The organism is Catenovulum maritimum (assembly GCF_001050375.1).
Classification (GTDB): Bacteria; Pseudomonadota; Gammaproteobacteria; order Enterobacterales; family Alteromonadaceae; genus Catenovulum; species Catenovulum maritimum.
Map to the genome: position 1 here is coordinate 181,577 of NZ_KQ130487.1, position 17,984 is coordinate 199,560.

16 protein-coding genes are annotated in these 17,984 nt (G+C 37.6%); 6 read left to right on the forward strand and 10 right to left on the reverse strand.

Features of this window, described 5'->3' with window-relative positions; genetic code table 11:
• Positions 1–2: 2 nt before the first annotated feature.
• The 4 genes from XM47_RS08300 to XM47_RS08315 all read left to right on the forward strand — a co-directional run bounded on the left by XM47_RS08300 (position 3) and on the right by XM47_RS08315 (position 4,838).
• Positions 3–701 (forward strand): SDR family oxidoreductase, encoded by a 699-nt coding sequence (locus XM47_RS08300; protein ID WP_048691539.1) that lies wholly within the window; start codon positions 3–5, stop codon positions 699–701.
• A 120-nt stretch (positions 702–821) separates the two neighbouring features.
• Positions 822–2,564 carry a hypothetical protein gene (locus XM47_RS08305; protein WP_048691541.1) on the forward strand — a complete coding sequence of 581 codons (1,743 nt, stop codon included), beginning with the start codon at positions 822–824 and terminating at the stop codon, positions 2,562–2,564.
• Positions 2,565–2,595: 31 nt separating this feature from the next.
• Entirely contained in the window at positions 2,596–3,603 is a 1,008-nt protein-coding gene (locus tag XM47_RS08310) for an isocitrate dehydrogenase (protein WP_048691543.1), read from the forward strand.
• 320 nt (positions 3,604–3,923) lie between these two features.
• On the forward strand, positions 3,924–4,838 hold the full coding sequence (locus tag XM47_RS08315; protein ID WP_048691545.1) for a DMT family transporter: 915 nt from the start codon (positions 3,924–3,926) through the stop codon (positions 4,836–4,838).
• A 358-nt stretch (positions 4,839–5,196) separates the two neighbouring features.
• Here the strand turns inward: XM47_RS08315 and fbaA are convergent, their stop codons facing one another.
• The 6 genes from fbaA to XM47_RS08345 all read right to left on the reverse strand — a co-directional run bounded on the left by fbaA (position 5,197) and on the right by XM47_RS08345 (position 9,424).
• Positions 5,197–6,276, reverse strand: a complete 1,080-nt coding sequence (gene fbaA, locus XM47_RS08320) for a class II fructose-bisphosphate aldolase (RefSeq protein ID WP_048691547.1) — start codon at positions 6,274–6,276, stop codon at positions 5,197–5,199.
• Between the two features lie 19 nt (positions 6,277–6,295).
• Positions 6,296–7,069, reverse strand: coding sequence for a triose-phosphate isomerase (gene tpiA / locus XM47_RS08325; RefSeq protein WP_048691549.1), 774 nt, complete (start codon positions 7,067–7,069; stop codon positions 6,296–6,298).
• Positions 7,070–7,401: 332 nt separating this feature from the next.
• Complete coding sequence (locus XM47_RS08330) at positions 7,402–7,695, reverse strand: ArsR/SmtB family transcription factor (RefSeq protein WP_048691551.1); 294 nt, start codon at positions 7,693–7,695, stop codon at positions 7,402–7,404.
• Between the two features lie 17 nt (positions 7,696–7,712).
• Positions 7,713–8,129, reverse strand: coding sequence for a YeeE/YedE family protein (locus XM47_RS08335; RefSeq protein WP_048691552.1), 417 nt, complete (start codon positions 8,127–8,129; stop codon positions 7,713–7,715).
• A 1-nt stretch (position 8,130) separates the two neighbouring features.
• Positions 8,131–8,541, reverse strand: a complete 411-nt coding sequence (locus XM47_RS08340) for a YeeE/YedE family protein (protein ID WP_048691554.1) — start codon at positions 8,539–8,541, stop codon at positions 8,131–8,133.
• Positions 8,534–9,424 carry an MBL fold metallo-hydrolase gene (locus XM47_RS08345; RefSeq protein ID WP_048691555.1) on the reverse strand — a complete coding sequence of 297 codons (891 nt, stop codon included), beginning with the start codon at positions 9,422–9,424 and terminating at the stop codon, positions 8,534–8,536. Before XM47_RS08345 ends, XM47_RS08340 begins: the two co-directional genes overlap by 8 nt.
• 199 nt (positions 9,425–9,623) lie before the next feature.
• Here XM47_RS08345 and XM47_RS08350 point away from each other — a divergent pair, with 199 nt between their 5' ends.
• Positions 9,624–10,379 (forward strand): sulfite exporter TauE/SafE family protein, encoded by a 756-nt coding sequence (locus XM47_RS08350; RefSeq protein WP_048691557.1) that lies wholly within the window; start codon positions 9,624–9,626, stop codon positions 10,377–10,379.
• A gap of 25 nt (positions 10,380–10,404) precedes the next feature.
• On the opposite strand, the gene XM47_RS19355 is transcribed toward XM47_RS08350, so the two are convergent.
• Positions 10,405–14,007, reverse strand: a complete 3,603-nt coding sequence (locus XM47_RS19355; RefSeq protein WP_077066512.1) for a methyl-accepting chemotaxis protein — start codon at positions 14,005–14,007, stop codon at positions 10,405–10,407.
• Between the two features lie 122 nt (positions 14,008–14,129).
• Entirely contained in the window at positions 14,130–15,197 is a 1,068-nt protein-coding gene (locus XM47_RS08360) for a potassium channel family protein (protein WP_048691559.1), read from the reverse strand.
• Between the two features lie 325 nt (positions 15,198–15,522).
• Between XM47_RS08360 and XM47_RS08365 the strand changes: the two genes are divergently transcribed.
• Positions 15,523–15,813: a hypothetical protein gene (locus XM47_RS08365; RefSeq protein WP_048691561.1), complete on the forward strand. Its 291-nt coding sequence runs from the start codon at positions 15,523–15,525 to the stop codon at positions 15,811–15,813.
• 64 nt (positions 15,814–15,877) lie between these two features.
• Here the strand turns inward: XM47_RS08365 and XM47_RS08370 are convergent, their stop codons facing one another.
• Together XM47_RS08370 and XM47_RS08375 are read right to left on the reverse strand one after the other, a co-directional pair.
• Positions 15,878–17,119: a malic enzyme-like NAD(P)-binding protein gene (locus XM47_RS08370; protein WP_048691562.1), complete on the reverse strand. Its 1,242-nt coding sequence runs from the start codon at positions 17,117–17,119 to the stop codon at positions 15,878–15,880.
• Positions 17,120–17,153: 34 nt separating this feature from the next.
• Positions 17,154–17,981, reverse strand: coding sequence for a thermonuclease family protein (locus tag XM47_RS08375; RefSeq protein ID WP_048691565.1), 828 nt, complete (start codon positions 17,979–17,981; stop codon positions 17,154–17,156).
• Between the last annotated feature and the right edge of the window lie 3 nt (positions 17,982–17,984).

The following is a 17,984-nucleotide window of genomic DNA, read 5'->3' on the forward strand; positions in this document are numbered from 1 at the left end:
TTATGAAAACAGTTTTAATTACAGGCGCCAATCGAGGGATTGGCCTTGAGTTTGTTAAGCAATACAGTAAAGCAGGCTATCAAGTATTAGCAACCACCCGCACTCCGCTTGAAGATAACGAACTAAAGGCACTTAGCCAAACCCAAGAAAATATAAAAATATTCTCACTGGATGTAACTGACGAGAAACAAATAGCAGGTCTTAAAAGCATGTTATCAGGCCAAGCAATTGACATATTAATCGCCAATGCTGGATATTATGGCCCGAAAGACGAACAAGGTCAGTTTGGTCAGGTAAATACCGAAGAATGGCAAAAAACCTTGCTAATCAACGCTATTGCGCCGCTGAAATTAATCGAAAGTTTTGTTGATAATGTTGCGGCGAGTAAAGAGAAGAAGATCGTGGTATTAAGCAGTAAAATGGGCAGTATGAGTGACAATAACTCAGGTGGTTGTTATATTTACCGTTCTTCAAAAGCAGCATTAAATGCAGTAGTCAAAAGCTTATCTGTCGACTTAGCCCCACAAGGCGTTAAACTCTTATCACTTCATCCTGGTTGGGTGCACACTGAAATGGGTGGCCCGAATGCCTTAATTGATACTAATACGTCTGTGACAGGTATGAGAAAAGTTATATCTAAACTAACGAAAAAACTATCTGGTAGCTTTATTGCTTACGATAACCAAAGCATCGGTTGGTAAACCCATTTTGCTCCGAGCAAAATCGCCGGAATTATGGAGAATAACCAGCTTTATTGAGGGCATTTTTCCTGATTACTGCGTTGAATTCGCTAATTTCTTAACCCGAGTTCAGGTTAAATAATGCAAACAAGCGAAGAATTGGCTAGCCTACAAAATAATGCCGCTAGCCAAGCTTTAAACCTAGCTAAACTTCACAACCGTACCTGCTTACTGTTTCTACAGCAAAAATTAGCAGTTAAAGCGGTAAAAACAAAGTATCTCAGTATTGCAAACCATTGGATTAAATTATTTCAAAAAGCGCCAATTGAGCTCGAGATATTATTTATCCAGACTCAGCATAACACCTCACAACAAGCGAGATACCTAAAAACGAACCTATTGATTTTGCTGCTAGCACGGCAAAAAAACTTACATTTGAGTTTAATTAAACAACTAGTTTATGCAGCACAAATTAGAGACATCACGAATTTTAAAGTTTTACACAAAGGAGGGCTAGATAAGCCGGCAAATGGCCTAATCAGAAAGAGTTCTATCAAATGTATTCAATTTTGTGCCAAGCACGGATTAAGCTATGGATTAAGCGAGCAATTAATCGCGAATCAATACCGACATCAATCACCTCCTGTAATAGGACTTGGCGAACAAATATTTAATACCAGCTGCGAATATATCCAGCTACAGCATGAGCTAGACTTTCCATGCGACTGGCCAAGTCGAGTCAATAAACTTGCAATCAAGTGTGCTTCTAATATCAAGTTAGCAGAGCTAACCTTGATATACCAAAGCCTAAGCGAGATACCAGCGGGTAGCTTATGCAGCTTAAAGCAACAAACCGACCTGATATACATTTTTAGCGAAAACAAACGACATTACTTTTTACCCCAAGACTTGGCAAAGGCTAAACCCTATATTTATCAAGAGGAAGAACAAGAAGAGCCGCTTTACAAACAAATCCAGTTTAGTGAGCAACCAAGTAAGATAAATATCAGCAAACTGTTTGCCTTAATTACTGAGTGTTTTCCTCAACTTTCAGAAGCTAGCTTTCATTTCTCTGAATTAGATATTCAACCTAGCTCGGAAATATATCAAATTAGACAAGCAGTTGAACAGAAACAAGATGATCCAGTTTTAACCTTAAATAGCGTGTTAAATCAGCACCCTATCTGGCAGCAAGAATTAGAAAACTACGCAAAAACCATCGCAAATAACGCAGAAGCAAACCTAACCAGTAAAAATGCCATTATGATGCTCGGCTTAAACCGAGTGCCCTATTGGATAATACGCAGAGCATTAGAAGTTAATTTATTTAAAATTCAACACCAGAACACTCATAGGTTCAGTAAATACCTAGAGTCCGCACAGGCGATGGCACATGAATTAAGTAGTGAAACTGAATTTATTTACCCCGAAGAAGCAAAACTAATTATCACATTTTGCTATTACCCTTATTTATATAACGCTCAACTAGCATTGAAATCTTTCCCTATGGAATTAGATTCACTCAGTACTGAAGCCGTTTTTGGTCTAAAAATAGAGACAGCTATATCCTTATCTCAAACCATATCTAAATTATGGCTAGACAAATCTTGGATAAACACTCTTATTGACAACCAAAACTTACCGATAGAGAGAGTCATTTCTAGTAAACAAGACAGACAATCGCTTGCCATTTTAAAGCTGTCAAATCTTGCGACCCATTTAATTTATTCAGGGCAAGAAATTAGCTTAGATAATTCAGAGATTCAGATGTGTTTAAAGAGCTTAAAAATGACAGCCGATATGTTTCAAATCAAATTAATTAATTGTATCGAAAATAATCACTTTTATTCTCCTCGCGAATCAGGTATAAAATTTACTGCGTAATTTTACAATGCAAGTAAACGGAGGTTCATGTATGGCAAATCAGCGCATTACCATTATCCCAGGCGATGGGATAGGTCCTAGCATTATAGAATCAGCGGTTGAAATACTCGATAAGCTCGATTGTGGCTTTGAATTTGATTACGCCTACGCTGGCTTGGCTGCCGTTGAAAAATTTGGCCATTTACTCCCGCAACAAACCCTAGATTTAATTGCCCAAAATAAAGTTGTCCTAAAGGGTCCATTAACGACGCCCATTGGTGAAGGCTTTACCTCTATCAATGTGACACTTAGAAAACACTTTAAGCTATTTGCCAATTTACGCCCTGTAATATCTTTTAAAGGCACTAAATCTAGATACGAACAAATAGATATAATAACAATAAGAGAAAACACTGAAGGCCTATACTCAGGCTTAGGACAAAAAATGGCTGAAGATGGCTCTAGCGCAGAAGCAACCAGCTTAATTACCCGTCAAGCCGCAAGTAACATAGTTGAATTTGCCTACAAACTGGCCAAAAGAGAAGGCCGAAAAAAAATAACCCTCATACATAAAGCGAATATTTTAAAATCAACTTCAGGCTTATTTTTAAGTGTTGGCCGTGAAATAGCAAAACGTCATCCAGAAATTACGACAGAAGAAATGATAGTCGATAATGCCTGTATGCAGCTGGTGATGAATCCTGAAAAATTTGATGTCATAGTCACCACAAATTTATTTGGCGATATTATCTCTGACCTATGTGCAGGATTAGTAGGTGGTTTAGGCATGGCTCCGAGTGCAAATATTGGCGAAGACTGTGCCATTTTTGAGGCCGTTCATGGTAGTGCGCCTGATATAGCTGGAAAAAATCTAGCAAATCCTACCTCTGTTATATTAGCTTCAATCCAATTACTTGAGCACTTGGGCTTAACAGATAAAGCTGCAAAATTAAGAGCAGCGGTGCGAGATACAATTGAGAAAGGCGACAGAACTACCAGAGATTTAGGCGGCACAGCAGGCACCTCTGAATTCACTCAAGCTATTTTAGAGAGGCTTTAACTGGATCTTCAATTTGGATGAAAATATCTAATGATAAAATTTAATTATTCTCATCCACTAAGTTATTGACTTATCACTGCGATAAACCGACACTAAATTTAAGCAAACAGGAAAAATTTAGCACAATGAAACTTAACTTTATAAAACCTATGATGAAGCGTAATAACTGGAGACTCTTTGCAGTTCGACCAGTCTTGCCTTCATGCGCGTTTTTTTAAAGTTTATACTTCATTTTCAAAAAAGCCGCATTCAGACAGATGCGGCTTTTTTGTTTAGTCACTTCTGCTCTGAATCTTTTAGATGAATCATAAGGAGCAAACATGTCTCAATCAAATTGGACTTCATTATCATTTCTAACGGTTGTATTAGTATGGTCAACGACCCCTATTGCTATCAATTGGAGCAGTTTAACTATGCACCCAATTTTAGCCGTTAGCTTACGTATGATAATGGCTTTGCTGCTTGGTTTTACGCTTATTAAATTTTTAAGAATACCGATTCCTTTAACAAGAAATAGCATGAAACTTTATCTCTATTCAGGTTTAGGTCTGTATGGCGGTATGACATTCAGTTACTTATCTTCTAGCTATATTTCAACGGGTGTAATGTCTTTAGTTTTTGGCTCAGCGCCAATCATTGCCGGCCTAGCTGCTCAGCGAATTCTAAAGGAAAATAAGTTTAGCTGGATAAAATGGTTAGCCCTCAGTATCTGTTTAATCGGATTAGGGGTTATTTCACAGGATAGTATGGCCTTATCGGATAAAGCGTGGTTAGGTTTTATCTTTATTATCTCTGCTGTGGTGTTTTTTAGCTTCAGTGCGGTTTATGTTAAAACCATCATAATAGAAATTAATCCACTTGCGACAACGGTTGGCGCAATTTCAGTTGCATTACCTATGTACATTGTCACTTGGTTGATAATAGATGGTCATTTTGAACCGAGTGAATGGTCACTACAATCTCTGTATGCCATTGGCTACCTGGCGGTATTTGGCTCGATTGTGAGTTTTGTTTGTTACTATTTTATTTTGCAAAAATTAACGGTATCAACAGTCTCAACTGTCACCTTGGTAACGCCTGTTATTTCTTTGATAATTGGCAACCAATTTAATAATGAAGCCTTAACACCGGTTATCTTGCTTGGTTCTGCTTGTGTTTTATCTGGATTGGCTCTTTATCTATGGGGAGAGCAATTGTTAAAGAGGAAGCCTAAGCTAAGCTGCGAAAGTATTTAAATCAGGTTAGTGAGTGCTTATAATTTTGGCTTTAATAGCTTTATAGGGAGAAGTCCTGACACGATTTTTCCCTATGCTAAATGGCAAGGTCTGCAGTGCTTTGCTTTAAAGTTGAACTAAGCACAAACAATACAAAGTTTAGCAGAGCTTATATAACCTAACCTCAGGATACGAAGTTAATTAAAGCATTGTAATTATTAACAAAGGCTTAAAACTTTATTCTAGGGTGATATTTTTCTTAGAACAAGGGAACCTAGGTAAGTAATAGCTGGCTATTACTTACGAGTTCAATGCACCTAATATGGTATTAGTAAAGAAAAATAGCCCCTAGAAAACAAATGATAATCCAGTTTTCAGGTTATATATATCGACCAACACAGTTTAAATCAGCAAAAGACTGCTTTAATCTTTGAGCGATACTCTGCTCTGAATGTCTTAACCAAACTCTAGGATCATAATATTTTTTATTTGGAACATCCGCGCCATCAGGATTACCGATTTGTCCCTGTAAATAGGCTTGATTCGCTAAGTAGTATTCTTTAATACCAGACCAAGCCGCCCACTGAGTATCTGTGTCTATGTTCATTTTTATGACACCGTACTCTATCGCTTGTTTGATTTCCTCAGTTGAAGAGCCAGAGCCGCCATGAAATACAAAATTTAAACTATTGTCTGAAAGCTTATATTTATCTGACACATAACGCTGTGAATTGAGTAATATCTCAGGTGTTAATTTAACATTGCCTGGTTTATAGACTCCATGTACATTGCCGAATGAAGCCGCTATGGTAAATTGTTCGCTCACTTGAATAAGTTGTTCATATGCAAAAGCAACATCTACAGGTTGCGTATATAACTCGGAACTATCAATTCCAGAATTATCAACACCATCTTCTTCACCACCAGTGCAACCCAATTCGATTTCAAGCGTCATTCCCAATTTACTCATCCGCTTAAGGTATTCACGGCAAATAGCAATATTTTCAGTCAATGACTCTTCTGATAGGTCTATCATGTGAGAGCTAAATAAGGGTTTACCCGTTTCAGAAAAATGCTGTTCTCCAGCCACCAAGAGTCCATCGATCCAAGGGAGTAATTTTTTAGCCGCATGATCAGTATGCAAAATAACAGGCACCCCATAACTTTCAGCCACTGTATGTATATATTTTGCAGCTGCAATAGCACCTAAAATAGCGTTATCTTGCCCGGGCAAGTTCAAGCTCTTCCCAGCAAAAAAAGCAGCCCCACCGTTTGATAGCTGAATAATAATTGGTGAATTTATTTCAGCTGCGGCTTCCAAAGCAGCATTAATTGAGTGAGTACCAATTACATTCACGGCTGGGTAAGCAAAGTTATGCGTTTTAGCATACGTAAACAAAATTTGAACATCATCACCCGTTACAATTCCAGGTTTAACCAGTTTTTTTAACGATCCCATAGTTCAACTCCCTCTTTATTTATGAATTAGAATCCATTGCAAATTTATCAACTTGCTGACATATCGACATGAAATGTTCAGCATCTAAACTCGCTCCGCCAACCAGCAAGCCGTCAATATCTGGCTGAGTCAATAGCTCAGTCGTATTTAGCTTAGTGACACTGCCACCATATAAAATTCTGATTTGTTGTGCCTTATCTTGACCAAATAAAGAAACGAGTTGTTCTCGAATATAGGCATGTACCTCTTGTGCGGTTTCGGGCGTGGCAGCTTGGCCTGTGCCAATTGCCCAAACAGGTTCATAAGCAATACAAAACGAGTTATCTGCAATATCTAGTGCCTCAAACGATTCATTAATTTGTCGGCTTAAGATATCTTTAGTAATGCCTGCATTTTTTTCTTCTAAATTTTCACCGATACATAGCACCGGCATTAAATTATTTTCGAAAGCTCGCTTTAATTTAATCTGACAGCTAGCGTTATTTTCTCTGAACATGGAGCGTCTTTCAGAGTGGCCAATTAAGCAGAGTTTACACCCTGCCTCTGCTAGCATTTGAGCAGAAGTCTCTCCTGTGTATGCGCCTGATTGATATTTACTGACATTTTGGCTGCCGATATTAACGACCGAATATTGCAAAAAGTGTAAAAGATCTCGGATATATAAATAGGGAGGGCAAATATAAACTTCCGCTAAAAATGATTTTTTAACAAAAGAAGCAACTGAACTACAAAGTAAATCAAAACCGCCATTGAGTTTCCAGTTAGCGATGACTATGGGTTTTCGTGATTTCATCTAAAGTCCCTCTTTAAATAACTTAAACTTAACTTAGCTTAGCTAATTTCTCATTAATTAACAGAGGCTTTGCTTATTTTTTAGCAATTTAATCTAAATATTTTTTGTAATCTGCGGCCACTTGTTAGTAACTTGATTGTTTTTTGTAAACAATCTTAAAACGGGCCAATTTAGGTTCTAATTTTAGTGCTTACAATCCTGATCAAGCAGATATAATTATTTAACCTTATCTGGGAATGAGAAATTAGCTCATTTAATGCAATTATTGAAAGGAATTTTTTGTAAGCAAATTCAACACTGCTATCAGAAACAGCGCGCATCTCTGGTTGAAGCTATTCACAATACATAGCGTGTAATAAATCAATGAGTTGTACCACTTCTTGACTGTCTAGCGAATAATATATGCTCTGCGCTTCGCGCCGAGTTTTAACTAAGCCTTCGTTTCTTAGTGCAGCTAACTGCTGAGATAAACTAGACTGAGGTATAGTTAAAATTTGATTAAGCTCAGTCACTGACATTTCTTTATCTTGCAAACAGCATAGAATCATCAAACGGTTTTGGTTACTCACAGCTTTTAATAATTTTATTGCCTTGTCAGCTCCAGACTGCATAGCAGAAAAATCCATACCAACTCCAATTTATTTTAACGTTTTAATTGGGCCAACTTCATCCCAACTAACATAGATAGGGTAAATAAAATAAAACTCAAATCAAAGCTAGCAAGATTCGTAATTGCTGGTCCAGGGCAAATACCCATTAGCCCCCAACCAATACCAAAAATAGCAGCACCAATAACTAACTTTGAATCTAGGTGCTTTTTAGTAGGTAAACAAAAATCGTCCGCTAACTTAGGCTTACTTGATCTTCTAATCACAAACCAATATATAGGGCCAAAAACGATCAATGCCCCCACCATTACCAAAGCTAAACTTGGATCCCAATTACCTGTCAGATCTAAAAAATTAATCACTTTATCTGGATTTACCATTTGTGAAACAATTAAACCACAGCCAAACAAAAAACCAATGGCTAATGCTGAAATCATAGATTTGAAATTCATACTAAATAACCCTTAATATATAAACAGTGATCATAGCGGATAACATAAATATACAAGTCGCTACGATTGAACGACGTGAAAATCTACCGATACCGCATATGCCGTGGCCACTGGTACAACCTGAACCAATTACAGTCCCAACCCCAACAAGCAACCCAGCTAGAATTAGCTCGACACTATTTTGCTCAAGCGAAGCTGCCAACTCGAATCCGAACATTGGCAGCACAAAGCCAGCTAGGACTAGCCCACAAATAAAAAATAAACTGCTAGGATTCTGATTAGCATTTTTAAGTAGACCCGAAACCATGCCAGAAACACCAGCTATCCGGCCATTTATCAACAGCAGTAAAGCGGAGGCTAAACCAATTAAGCCACCACCAATTAATGCACTAATAGGTGTAAATTCAGTCATTATTTCTTCCTCTGTCGGTAAACTTGTCTAAAGTAATCGGTATTTTCAGATAAGTTTCTTGATTTTCTTCAGCTAAAGGGAATCGTCCTGCGCGAATATTTACCTGAATAGCTGGGTATAAAAGTTTGGGGACAGCTAAGCTTTTATCTCTGGTCTTTCGCAATTGAACAAAGTTTTCGAGTGAGTTTTCCAAAGGTAAATGAATGTTTCTCTCTTTACTTTCTTTAACTGTTGTTGAAAAGGAAACCTTCCGATTTGATTCAGGATAGTCATGACACATCCATAACACGGTATCATCAGGTAATTGATAAAGCTTATGTACACTGTCATATAAAGTTTGTGCATTACCGCCTGGGAAATCACACCTTGCACTGCCCACATCAGGTAAAAATAAAGTATCGCCAACAAACACATTATTCCCTATTTTATAACTTAAGCTATCACTAGTATGGCCGGGAGTTGCAATAACGGTGCAAGTTGTGGAGCCAAACTGGAAGTTCTCTTGATCTCTCAATAAATGATCAAAAGCACTGCCGTCGGCAACCAACTCATGATCACTGATGTTGAATTTGGTTTTAAATGTCTGCTGTACCTTTTTGATCCCTTCTCCTATTGCGGTTTTCCCTCCGACTTGTGACTTTAAGTAGTACGCAGAAGATAAATGGTCAGCATGTGCATGAGTTTCTAAAATCCAGCCTACTTTTAATCCGAGCTGATTAATAAATTCAATTTGTCGATCTGCAAATTCAGTAGAAATAACACCTGAAGCAAGATCAAAGTCGAGCACACTATCAATCACAATCGCGTCTAAGCTATTTGAGTCATAAACGAGATAGCTTATGGTAGCACTCGACTTATGAAAGAAAGCTTCTATTTTAAACATAATACCTCCTGCTATTTGAGTTTTATGCCCTAAGCAAATTGGTCAGCTGAAACCCAATTAGTTATATAAAACCATAAACATATTCCAAAAGGGAATTTCATATAACTATATTAAAGCAACTAAATCGTATATTATCAATATACGATTTAATTTAAAGGCAGATTTATTTTAATCTGCACCAAATGATTTAGGTAACTGAATGTTTATCGCAATTTTTGCAGCCATTTTTATTGGTATGAGTATGGCTATATTAGGATCAGGTGGGGCGATATTAACCGTCCCCTTGCTTGTTTATGTTTTTGAGCAGCCTGAGAAATTAGCCATCGCCAGCTCGCTTTTAATTGTCGCTGTCATAGCTGGATTTAATTTATTACCTAGATTATTTAACAAACAAATAGACTGGAAACTCGCCATCACATTCTCAATCTTCAGTTCACTTGGCACAAAACTCGGCGTTAGTTTAGCTGAAATAGCTATGCCCTGGCTTCAAATGTTACTTTTCAGCATAATAACTGCCATAGCAGCTTTAAGGCTTATCACGACAGAATTGCCAACAGCTAAAATCACAATTAACTATTGGAAAGTGATTATTTCAGCAATATTAATTGGTATCACGACGGGATTTGTTGGCGTAGGCGGCGGTTTTCTAATCGTGCCAGTATTGATTATACTCGCTAATTTAAACTTAGCATCTGCGGTTAGTAGTAGCTTATTGATCATTTTCATCAATGCTATCTATGGATTCAGCCAATACCAAAAACTAGTCGTACAACTCAACTTGGATTTTAATTGGCAGTTAATTGGCTTAATCAGTTTTTTCGGTTTAATTGGTAGCTTTTTTGCTCAGCCTCTCGGAGCAAGGTTGCCAGCCAAAGTAGTAAAAATGAGTTTCGCATATTTACTACTCATAGTTTCTGCCGGTATCTTGCTACAGACGAGTGTTTCTTTACTCTAGTGCCAAGCCATGGCTTGGCTATAAATTAAAACTCAGCCCATTCTTCTGTATCGTTAACTAAGTTAGATATCGCTTTGTTAGTTACTCCAGCTACCTTACCTTTACTTGGAAGTGCAGACATTACTGGAGATAATACATCATCATAAGCCATTGATTTATTATTGCCGACATCGAAAAAAGATACCTGTTGCTGCATAGAACGAGCTTGCTCAGCAACCGCTGTTGCTGCAGCTGAAGCTTGTTCAACTAAGGCAGCATTTTGTTGAGTCGTCTCATCCATATTTGAAATAGCAATATTTACCTGCTCAATTCCCGAGCTTTGCTGTTTCGACGCAACACTTATATCAGCGATCATTACACAGACTTTTTCAACAGCTTGAACGATTTCTTTTAAAGTATTGCCAGATTGATTGACTAAAGAAGAACCGTCTTCAACCTTACTTACACTGTCTCTAATTAAATTTTTAATCTCTTTAGCCGCTTGTGCCGAACGTTGTGCTAAGTTTCGGACCTCACCAGCTACGACGGCAAAACCTCGTCCTTGCTCTCCTGCTCTTGCAGCTTCAACTGCCGCATTTAAAGCGAGTAAATTCGTCTGGAAGGCAATTTCATCAATAACACTGATGATATCCGCAATTTTATGACTTGCTTGATTAATTTCGTCCATGCTATGGATTGCTCTATCGACAACTAAGCCCCCTTCCATTGCTTTCTTCTGCGCATCTTCAGCAAGTTCATTCGCTAAAATAGCATTATCCGCATTTTGTTTTACTGTGGCTGTCATTTCTTCCATTGAAGAAGCCGTTTCTTCTAAGGAGGCCGCTTGCTCTTCTGTTCGCTGACTTAAATCAATATTACCTTGAGAAATTTCTTGAATACCAATTGTCACTTTCTCTGACGCCATTCCGATTTGACCAACTGTTGACGATAACCTCTCGATCGTGTTGTTAACCGCAACTTTAAGTGATTCAAACTCAGGAATGAAATCTTCCGTGATTAAGCTGTCTAATTTTCCTTGTTCAAGTAGCGCGAGAATAGCTGAAGTTGCTTTGATAGCGCTCACTCGCCCAGTTACATCAGTAGCATATTTTACAACTTTAAATGGTTTTCCATTTAAATCAAAAATTGGATTATAAGAAGCTTGGATCCAAATCTCGCTGCCACTTTTTACAATTCGTTTGTACTCACCCTGCTGAAATTCGCCTTGGTCCAAAGCTTGCCAAAATTCTCGGTACTCAACACTAGAGGCATACTTAGGTTCAACAAACATACTGTGGTGCTTGCCTTTAATTTCAGCTAATTGATAGCCCGTTGCAGCTAAAAAGTTTTCATTTGCGCTTAAAATGATACCTTGCATATCAAATTCAATAACAGCCTGAGCTTTACCTATCGCTTCAATTTGACCGCTATAATTAGCGTTAACTAATTTTTCTGCAGTAATATCCGATGCATATTTGACGACTTTAAATGGCCTGCCATTCATATCAAAAATTGGGTTATAGGAAGCTTGTATCCAAACTTCTTGCCCAGTTTTCGTGATTCGTTTGTATTCAGCCTGCTGATATTCACCCTCAGCAAGCTTTTGCCAAAAGCGGCTATACTCTGGGCTCATTGCAAAACTCTGCTCTACGAATAACTTGTGATGCTGTCCCACGATTTCATTTAACTGATAGCCCATAACGGATAAGAAATTATCGTTGGCGGTTAACACTGTGCCATCTAAATTAAATTCAATAACAGCTTGAGCTTTACTAATTGCATTTATTTGACCACTAAAATCCGCTGCTTGAAGTTTTTGCGCTGTGATATCTGTGGCATACTTAACCACTTTAAATGGCTTGCCATTCATATCAAAAATTGGATTGTAGGAAGCTTGGATCCAAACTTCTTGGCCATTCTTTGTAATTCTTTGATATTCGGCTTGCTGGTATTCGCCATTGGCTAAGCTTTGCCAAAATTGACGATATTCAGGACTGGTAGCGACTTCCGGCTTAACAAATTTTCTATGGTGCTGACCTTGTATCTCTTGTAGAGAATAACCCATAGCAGATAAAAAATTTTCATTCGCAGTGATAATCGTACCGTCAATTTCAAACTCAATCACTGCAAGTGACTTACCAATCGCTTCTATTTGGCCTTGAAAATCAGCATTTTCAAGTTTTTGCTGAGTAATATCTGTGGCATATTTAACCACCTTAAATGGCTTGCCATCAGCATCAAATATTGGATTATAAGAAGCCTGTATCCAAATTTCACTGCCATCTTTTGCAAAACGTTTAAATTCGCCTTGCTGATATTGACCTTGGGATAAGGCCTGCCAAAACATTTGATAATCAGCACTATTAGCATAATCACTAGCAACAAATATTTTATGGTGTTGTCCCTTAACCTGATTAGCTGTGTAACCCATAGCCATTAGGAAGTTTTCATTTGCAGAAATGATCGTACCGTCTAATTCAAACTCAATAACGGCTTGTGCTTTATTGATAGCATTAAGTTGTCCAGTAAAATCTTCGGTTTGGCGCTTTTCATCGGTAATATCAATCGCATACTTAACTACCTTGTAAGGATTACCGTTTAAATCTAATATCGGGTTGTAGGATGCTTGTATCCAAACTTTTCGGCCGCCTTTTGCAATGCGTTGATATTCAGCTTGTTGGTACTTACCTTGCGCTAGTTTTAGCCAAAACTCTTTATATTCAGCAGATTTCGCATAGTTTTTGTCAACAAATAAACTATGGTGTTGTCCCTTTATTTCGTCAAGCTGGTAGCCCATGGTGCTCAAGAAATTAGGATTTGCATTGATAATAGTGCCATCTAAATTGAATTCGATCACAGCCTGAGCTTTACCAATCGCATCAAGTTGGCCTTGATAATCAGTATTTAATAATTTTTGTTCGGTTACATCCGTTGCAAATTTAACCACTTTATATGGCTTATTGTTAAAGTCATAAATTGGGTTATAAGACGCGTTTATCCAAACTTCTTTACCGCCTTTGCCAAATCGTTTAAATTCTGCTTGTTGATATTCACCAGCAGCTAAACCTTGCCAAAAGTTTTTATATTCTTCGCTAGCTGCATAATTAGAATCAACAAAAACACTGTGGTGTTTGCCTTGAATCTCACTTAGCTGATAACCCATAGTTTTGAGAAAGTTATCGTTCGCAGTCAGAATTGTGCCGTCTAAGTTAAACTCAATAACAGCTTGTGATTTTCCAATAGCATTTATTTGCCCTTCAAAACTAACCGCTTTTAATTTTTCAGCTGTTATATCAGAAGCAAATTTGATGACTTTTTTGACTTTTCCAGTTTTGCTCTTTATCGGGTTGTAAGTGGCTTGGATATAAACATCTTTATTCCCTTTTGCCACTCGTTTGAATTCGTCAGAGAAATACTCGCCACGACCTAGTTTGGCCCAGAACTCTGAATATTCATGTGTTCTGGCGTATTCTGAATCGACAAAAATAGAATGATGCTTGCCTTTAATTTCAGCTAAGGAATATCCCATCACTTTTAGGAAGTTGTCATTTGCGGTTAAAATTTTACCGGTTGAATCGAATTCAATAATAGCTTGAGATTTATCTAATGCTTTGAGAATAGATTTAGCGCCGCTGCCAAATGTAAACATACGATTTCCTTATAATGGGTAATTCAGTAAATCCATAATGTAATTTTAATGATTACATTCGGTTAGGGTTAAGGTACATAGTAGACTAAAAAAAATGGTGATAGCCATAAACTCTCTATGGTTTATCCAAGCACTCTATTCCAGTCAATTTCATGTGAACGAATTCGCTGCTTTGCAATATAATGAATGTAGCTCCCACTTCGTACTGTCATGTGAAGTTCTGGGTTTAATATTAATTCTGTTGCATGCTTATCTCGAGCAATCCCAATCACAGTCGCATTAAATTGGTTCTTAAAAGCCATAAATAAAGATTCAAACAGAATTTCTGTTTCTTGGCTTTGAGGTACTTGAATGCAATATTGAGTATCGCCATTACTAGCAGAGAGTAACTGCTCTTGGACCCGACTTGCGCCTGGATCTTGCATTGAGCGAACTAAAGTTTCCGCGACTCGTGAACTAGTACATTCTACATTTGGGCAATGTTGCTGCAGTAAATCAATTTTTGAGTCATCTACGAACCAAGCTGTGATATGGCAATTTGGATGCACTAATGGCGCTATTTTTAATGCTGTGGTGAATGTCTGATCGTCTGTTTCACCAAGGATTATTACTCGATCCGCTGTGCTGACAGCGATTCTGTCGAGTTCATCTGTTTGGGTGAAAGATGATAATTTAGCAAAATCGACCCAATCTAGTCGATCTTGGATAGGATGCTCGGCCTGATTTATATCACATAACAATATCCTACGACTCTCTCTCAACTTGTCGGCTAAAATATGCTCAACGATTTGATGGCTAAACTTTCTGCTGTAGCCTAGTAAAAGTATATGACCGTGATAATTGTGATAGTTTTTTTCACCCATAATAGACCTATCTAAAAAATGTTTAATTGTTTGCCCTACTTTTCCCAACAAAGTACCAAATAAAGCTAAGCCAAAAGGGATTTGAAATAGCCAAACCCAGACCCGGCCCGCTTCTGAACTTGGGCTAAAATCGCCGTAGCCAACTGTACTGGTAGTCACAACATAATAATACGGAAACACATGCCAATTTGTTAATGCTGTTTCTTCTGCCTGAAATAAGCCAAGCCAAGTTAAACAAAAATGCAGTGCAATAATAATGCTTAATAAAGGCCAGCTCAGGTAATTTAAATGCCTTTGCACATAGATTAAAAAACGTTTAAAAATCATAATAAGTAATTGTTTATACTTTATTTAATGGCAGCTATCTTTTTAACATAGGGGACAGAATACCGCTAGCGATTTAGTCAGTTTTTAGCTATTAGAATAACACTTTTATGACAGTTTCGTCATAAACAAAGACAAAAAATAGCCTCCTTTGTAAAGATATCGATACACCAGATTTGTTAACCCTCGGTTAAAAACTTGGCGAATATTAGTTTTCTTAATTTAAATCAGTCATCCTATAGTCATAAGTTGAAGCAAGCATAAATAAAACTCAAGCACTTGGGCTATTTATATGCAGCTTTGTTGTTTTGAATTTAGGGGAAATCAAATGAAGCTAAAATTATTATCTATATTCGTCGTTGGCTTGATGAGTGCATTTCAGTCATCAGCAAATACTGCTAATTTATTTACTTGTATGGACAAAACGACCTTTACTCAAGATCCACAATGCGTCGCTAAATTAATAGAAAGTAATAAAGCAAACCAGAAGAAGCAGCAAGATATTTATGCTAACGCAAACTTTATCGATACCGATAAAGTTATGTCTCTAATTCAGATGAAATCACAACATTCAATTGTCGTCACTGCATTTAAAGATGAAGCATCAATAAAGCAATAATCAAGTCTCAAGATCCAAAAAGCCGTTAACAATTAACGGCTTTTCTTATTTCCCAAATGGCTCATTAGGCCATATAATTTTCTGGCATTTCTACTTGAGCAACACCCGAATCGACAGCCGCTTTAGCAACCGCATAAGCCACCCGCTTTAATAATCTCGGATCCATAGGTTTTGGAATAATATAATCCCGGCCAAAATTAAGCTCTTTATAGCCGCTGGCTTTTAATACACTTTCTGGTACTTCTTCTCTCGCAATTTGACTTATCGCTTGTACCGCAGCAACTTTCATTTCATCGTTTATCTCTTTAGCACGCACATCAAGGGCACCTCTAAAAATAAACGGAAAGCACAATACATTATTCACTTGGTTAGGATAATCACTGCGCCCGGTCGCCATAATTAAATCATTTCTTTGTGCATGGGCTAATTCAGGTTTAATCTCAGGATCTGGGTTTGAGCAAGCAAATACCACAGGGTTTTCATTCATTAGCTTTAAAGACTCTGGTGGTAACACATCCGGTCCAGATACTCCGACAAAGACATCAGCCCCAGTTAGCGCATCTTCAAGTGTTCTTCTATCTGTATTGTTAGCAAAGGCTTTTTTATGCTCTGTTAAATCTTCTCTACGAGTATGAATAACACCTTTTCGATCTAACATATAAATGCGCTCTCGTTGCGCACCACATTTAATTAAAAGCTCCATACAGGCAATGGCAGCTGCACCCGCGCCCATACAAACAATAATCACATTATGGATTTCTTTTCCTTGAATCTCTAACGCGTTAATCATACCTGCCGCTGTAACAATCGCAGTACCATGCTGATCATCATGAAATACAGGAATATTGCAGCGCTTAATCAATGCCTGTTCAATTTCAAAACATTCAGGCGCTTTAATGTCTTCAAGATTAATACCGCCAAACGTATCTGCGATACTCGCAACCGTATTAATAAATTCTTCAGTGGTTCTGTGTTTAACTTCAATATCGATCGAATCTAATCCAGCGAAGCGTTTAAACAATAAAGCTTTGCCTTCCATAACAGGTTTTGAAGCTAATGGACCTAAATTACCTAAGCCAAGTACGGCTGTACCATTTGAGATAACTGCGACTAAATTTCCTTTGCCTGTATATTTATAGGCATTATCCGGATTTGCCGCAATTTCCCTGACCGGCTCAGCAACACCAGGGCTATAAGCAAGCGCAAGATCTTGAGCTGTTTCCGCTGGTTTAGTGAGCTCAATACTGATTTTTCCGGGTTTAGGTAAAGCATGATAATTTAGAGCTTTTTCTCTGATATCAGTCATATAGTGAGCCTTAGTGTTGAAGATTAATATTCTTTTACTTAGTGTAGATAAGCTCCGGCGTTTTCTCCAATAAGCTTAACTGGCTAGGCGTAAATAACTGCCAAATATCACGCAATTCCCCACGCCACTTTTTATCTTTATATGCTACTTTTGTTTCAACTATTACATTTTTTCCAACAAGCTGGTCAAAATTAAAATGTTTTAAAAATAGATCGGATTCCAAGTCGCTAATTCCAACATACAAGTGGTTTTCAAGCACCATCCAAGTTGTTGTGTCTTTGCGGAAAACTCTAGATACATAACCAAACCAAGCCTTATCAAAATTAATTTTAGCTCTCGCTTTGTTCGCTAAAGTCGCTTTCCATTTTTTATGCTGCCAAATACCTAGATGCTGATTTCTAGCTTTAAGCTCAGTGTTAAAATAACAACGCCAATACTTTTTATTATCGCCGTAAACACGAGCATCAGCATATCCTTTGGCAATCAGTGCCTGTTGAAGGTTTTCACCTTTAGTATTAAATACGTGCGCTAACATCCGATTATATTTATCGACTAACTCAGAATCTAAAACAAGATTGACTTTATCATTGATAATAAGCTCCGATAGATAGGCTTTTGCCTCCCGAGCTAAAGGTTCTGAGTCTGCTAAATTTTTATGATTTATTTCTGGCGTATTAATACCTATTAAGCGAACAGATTGCCCCGATGTTAATCTAAAAGTATCACCATCTATCACCTGACTGATTTCAACTTGGCTATGATACTGCCTAGCCTTACAAGTATCAGCAAAGCCTGAAAAGCTGATAAAAACACAACAGTATGTCAATATAATTTGAGAGATCTGTAAGATAGTTAAATTCAAAAG

What these genes read in the sequence shown, in the direction of transcription:
- tpiA (WP_048691549.1), bottom strand. Translation starts at nt 7,069, where the DNA reads ATGAAATCACGAAAACCCATAGTCATCGCTAACTGGAAACTCAATGGC.
- XM47_RS08345 (WP_048691555.1), bottom strand. Translation starts at nt 9,424, where the DNA reads ATGTTTAAAATAGAAGCTTTCTTTCATAAGTCGAGTGCTACCATAAGC.
- fbaA (WP_048691547.1), bottom strand. Translation starts at nt 6,276, where the DNA reads ATGGGATCGTTAAAAAAACTGGTTAAACCTGGAATTGTAACGGGTGAT.
- XM47_RS08310 (WP_048691543.1), top strand. Translation starts at nt 2,596, where the DNA reads ATGGCAAATCAGCGCATTACCATTATCCCAGGCGATGGGATAGGTCCT.
- XM47_RS08330 (WP_048691551.1), bottom strand. Translation starts at nt 7,695, where the DNA reads ATGGATTTTTCTGCTATGCAGTCTGGAGCTGACAAGGCAATAAAATTA.
- XM47_RS08315 (WP_048691545.1), top strand. Translation starts at nt 3,924, where the DNA reads ATGTCTCAATCAAATTGGACTTCATTATCATTTCTAACGGTTGTATTA.
- XM47_RS08300 (WP_048691539.1), top strand. Translation starts at nt 3, where the DNA reads ATGAAAACAGTTTTAATTACAGGCGCCAATCGAGGGATTGGCCTTGAG.
- XM47_RS08360 (WP_048691559.1), bottom strand. Translation starts at nt 15,197, where the DNA reads ATGATTTTTAAACGTTTTTTAATCTATGTGCAAAGGCATTTAAATTAC.
- XM47_RS08335 (WP_048691552.1), bottom strand. Translation starts at nt 8,129, where the DNA reads ATGAATTTCAAATCTATGATTTCAGCATTAGCCATTGGTTTTTTGTTT.
- XM47_RS08305 (WP_048691541.1), top strand. Translation starts at nt 822, where the DNA reads ATGCAAACAAGCGAAGAATTGGCTAGCCTACAAAATAATGCCGCTAGC.
- XM47_RS08365 (WP_048691561.1), top strand. Translation starts at nt 15,523, where the DNA reads ATGAAGCTAAAATTATTATCTATATTCGTCGTTGGCTTGATGAGTGCA.
- XM47_RS08340 (WP_048691554.1), bottom strand. Translation starts at nt 8,541, where the DNA reads ATGACTGAATTTACACCTATTAGTGCATTAATTGGTGGTGGCTTAATT.
- XM47_RS08350 (WP_048691557.1), top strand. Translation starts at nt 9,624, where the DNA reads ATGTTTATCGCAATTTTTGCAGCCATTTTTATTGGTATGAGTATGGCT.
- XM47_RS08370 (WP_048691562.1), bottom strand. Translation starts at nt 17,119, where the DNA reads ATGACTGATATCAGAGAAAAAGCTCTAAATTATCATGCTTTACCTAAA.
- XM47_RS19355 (WP_077066512.1), bottom strand. Translation starts at nt 14,007, where the DNA reads ATGTTTACATTTGGCAGCGGCGCTAAATCTATTCTCAAAGCATTAGAT.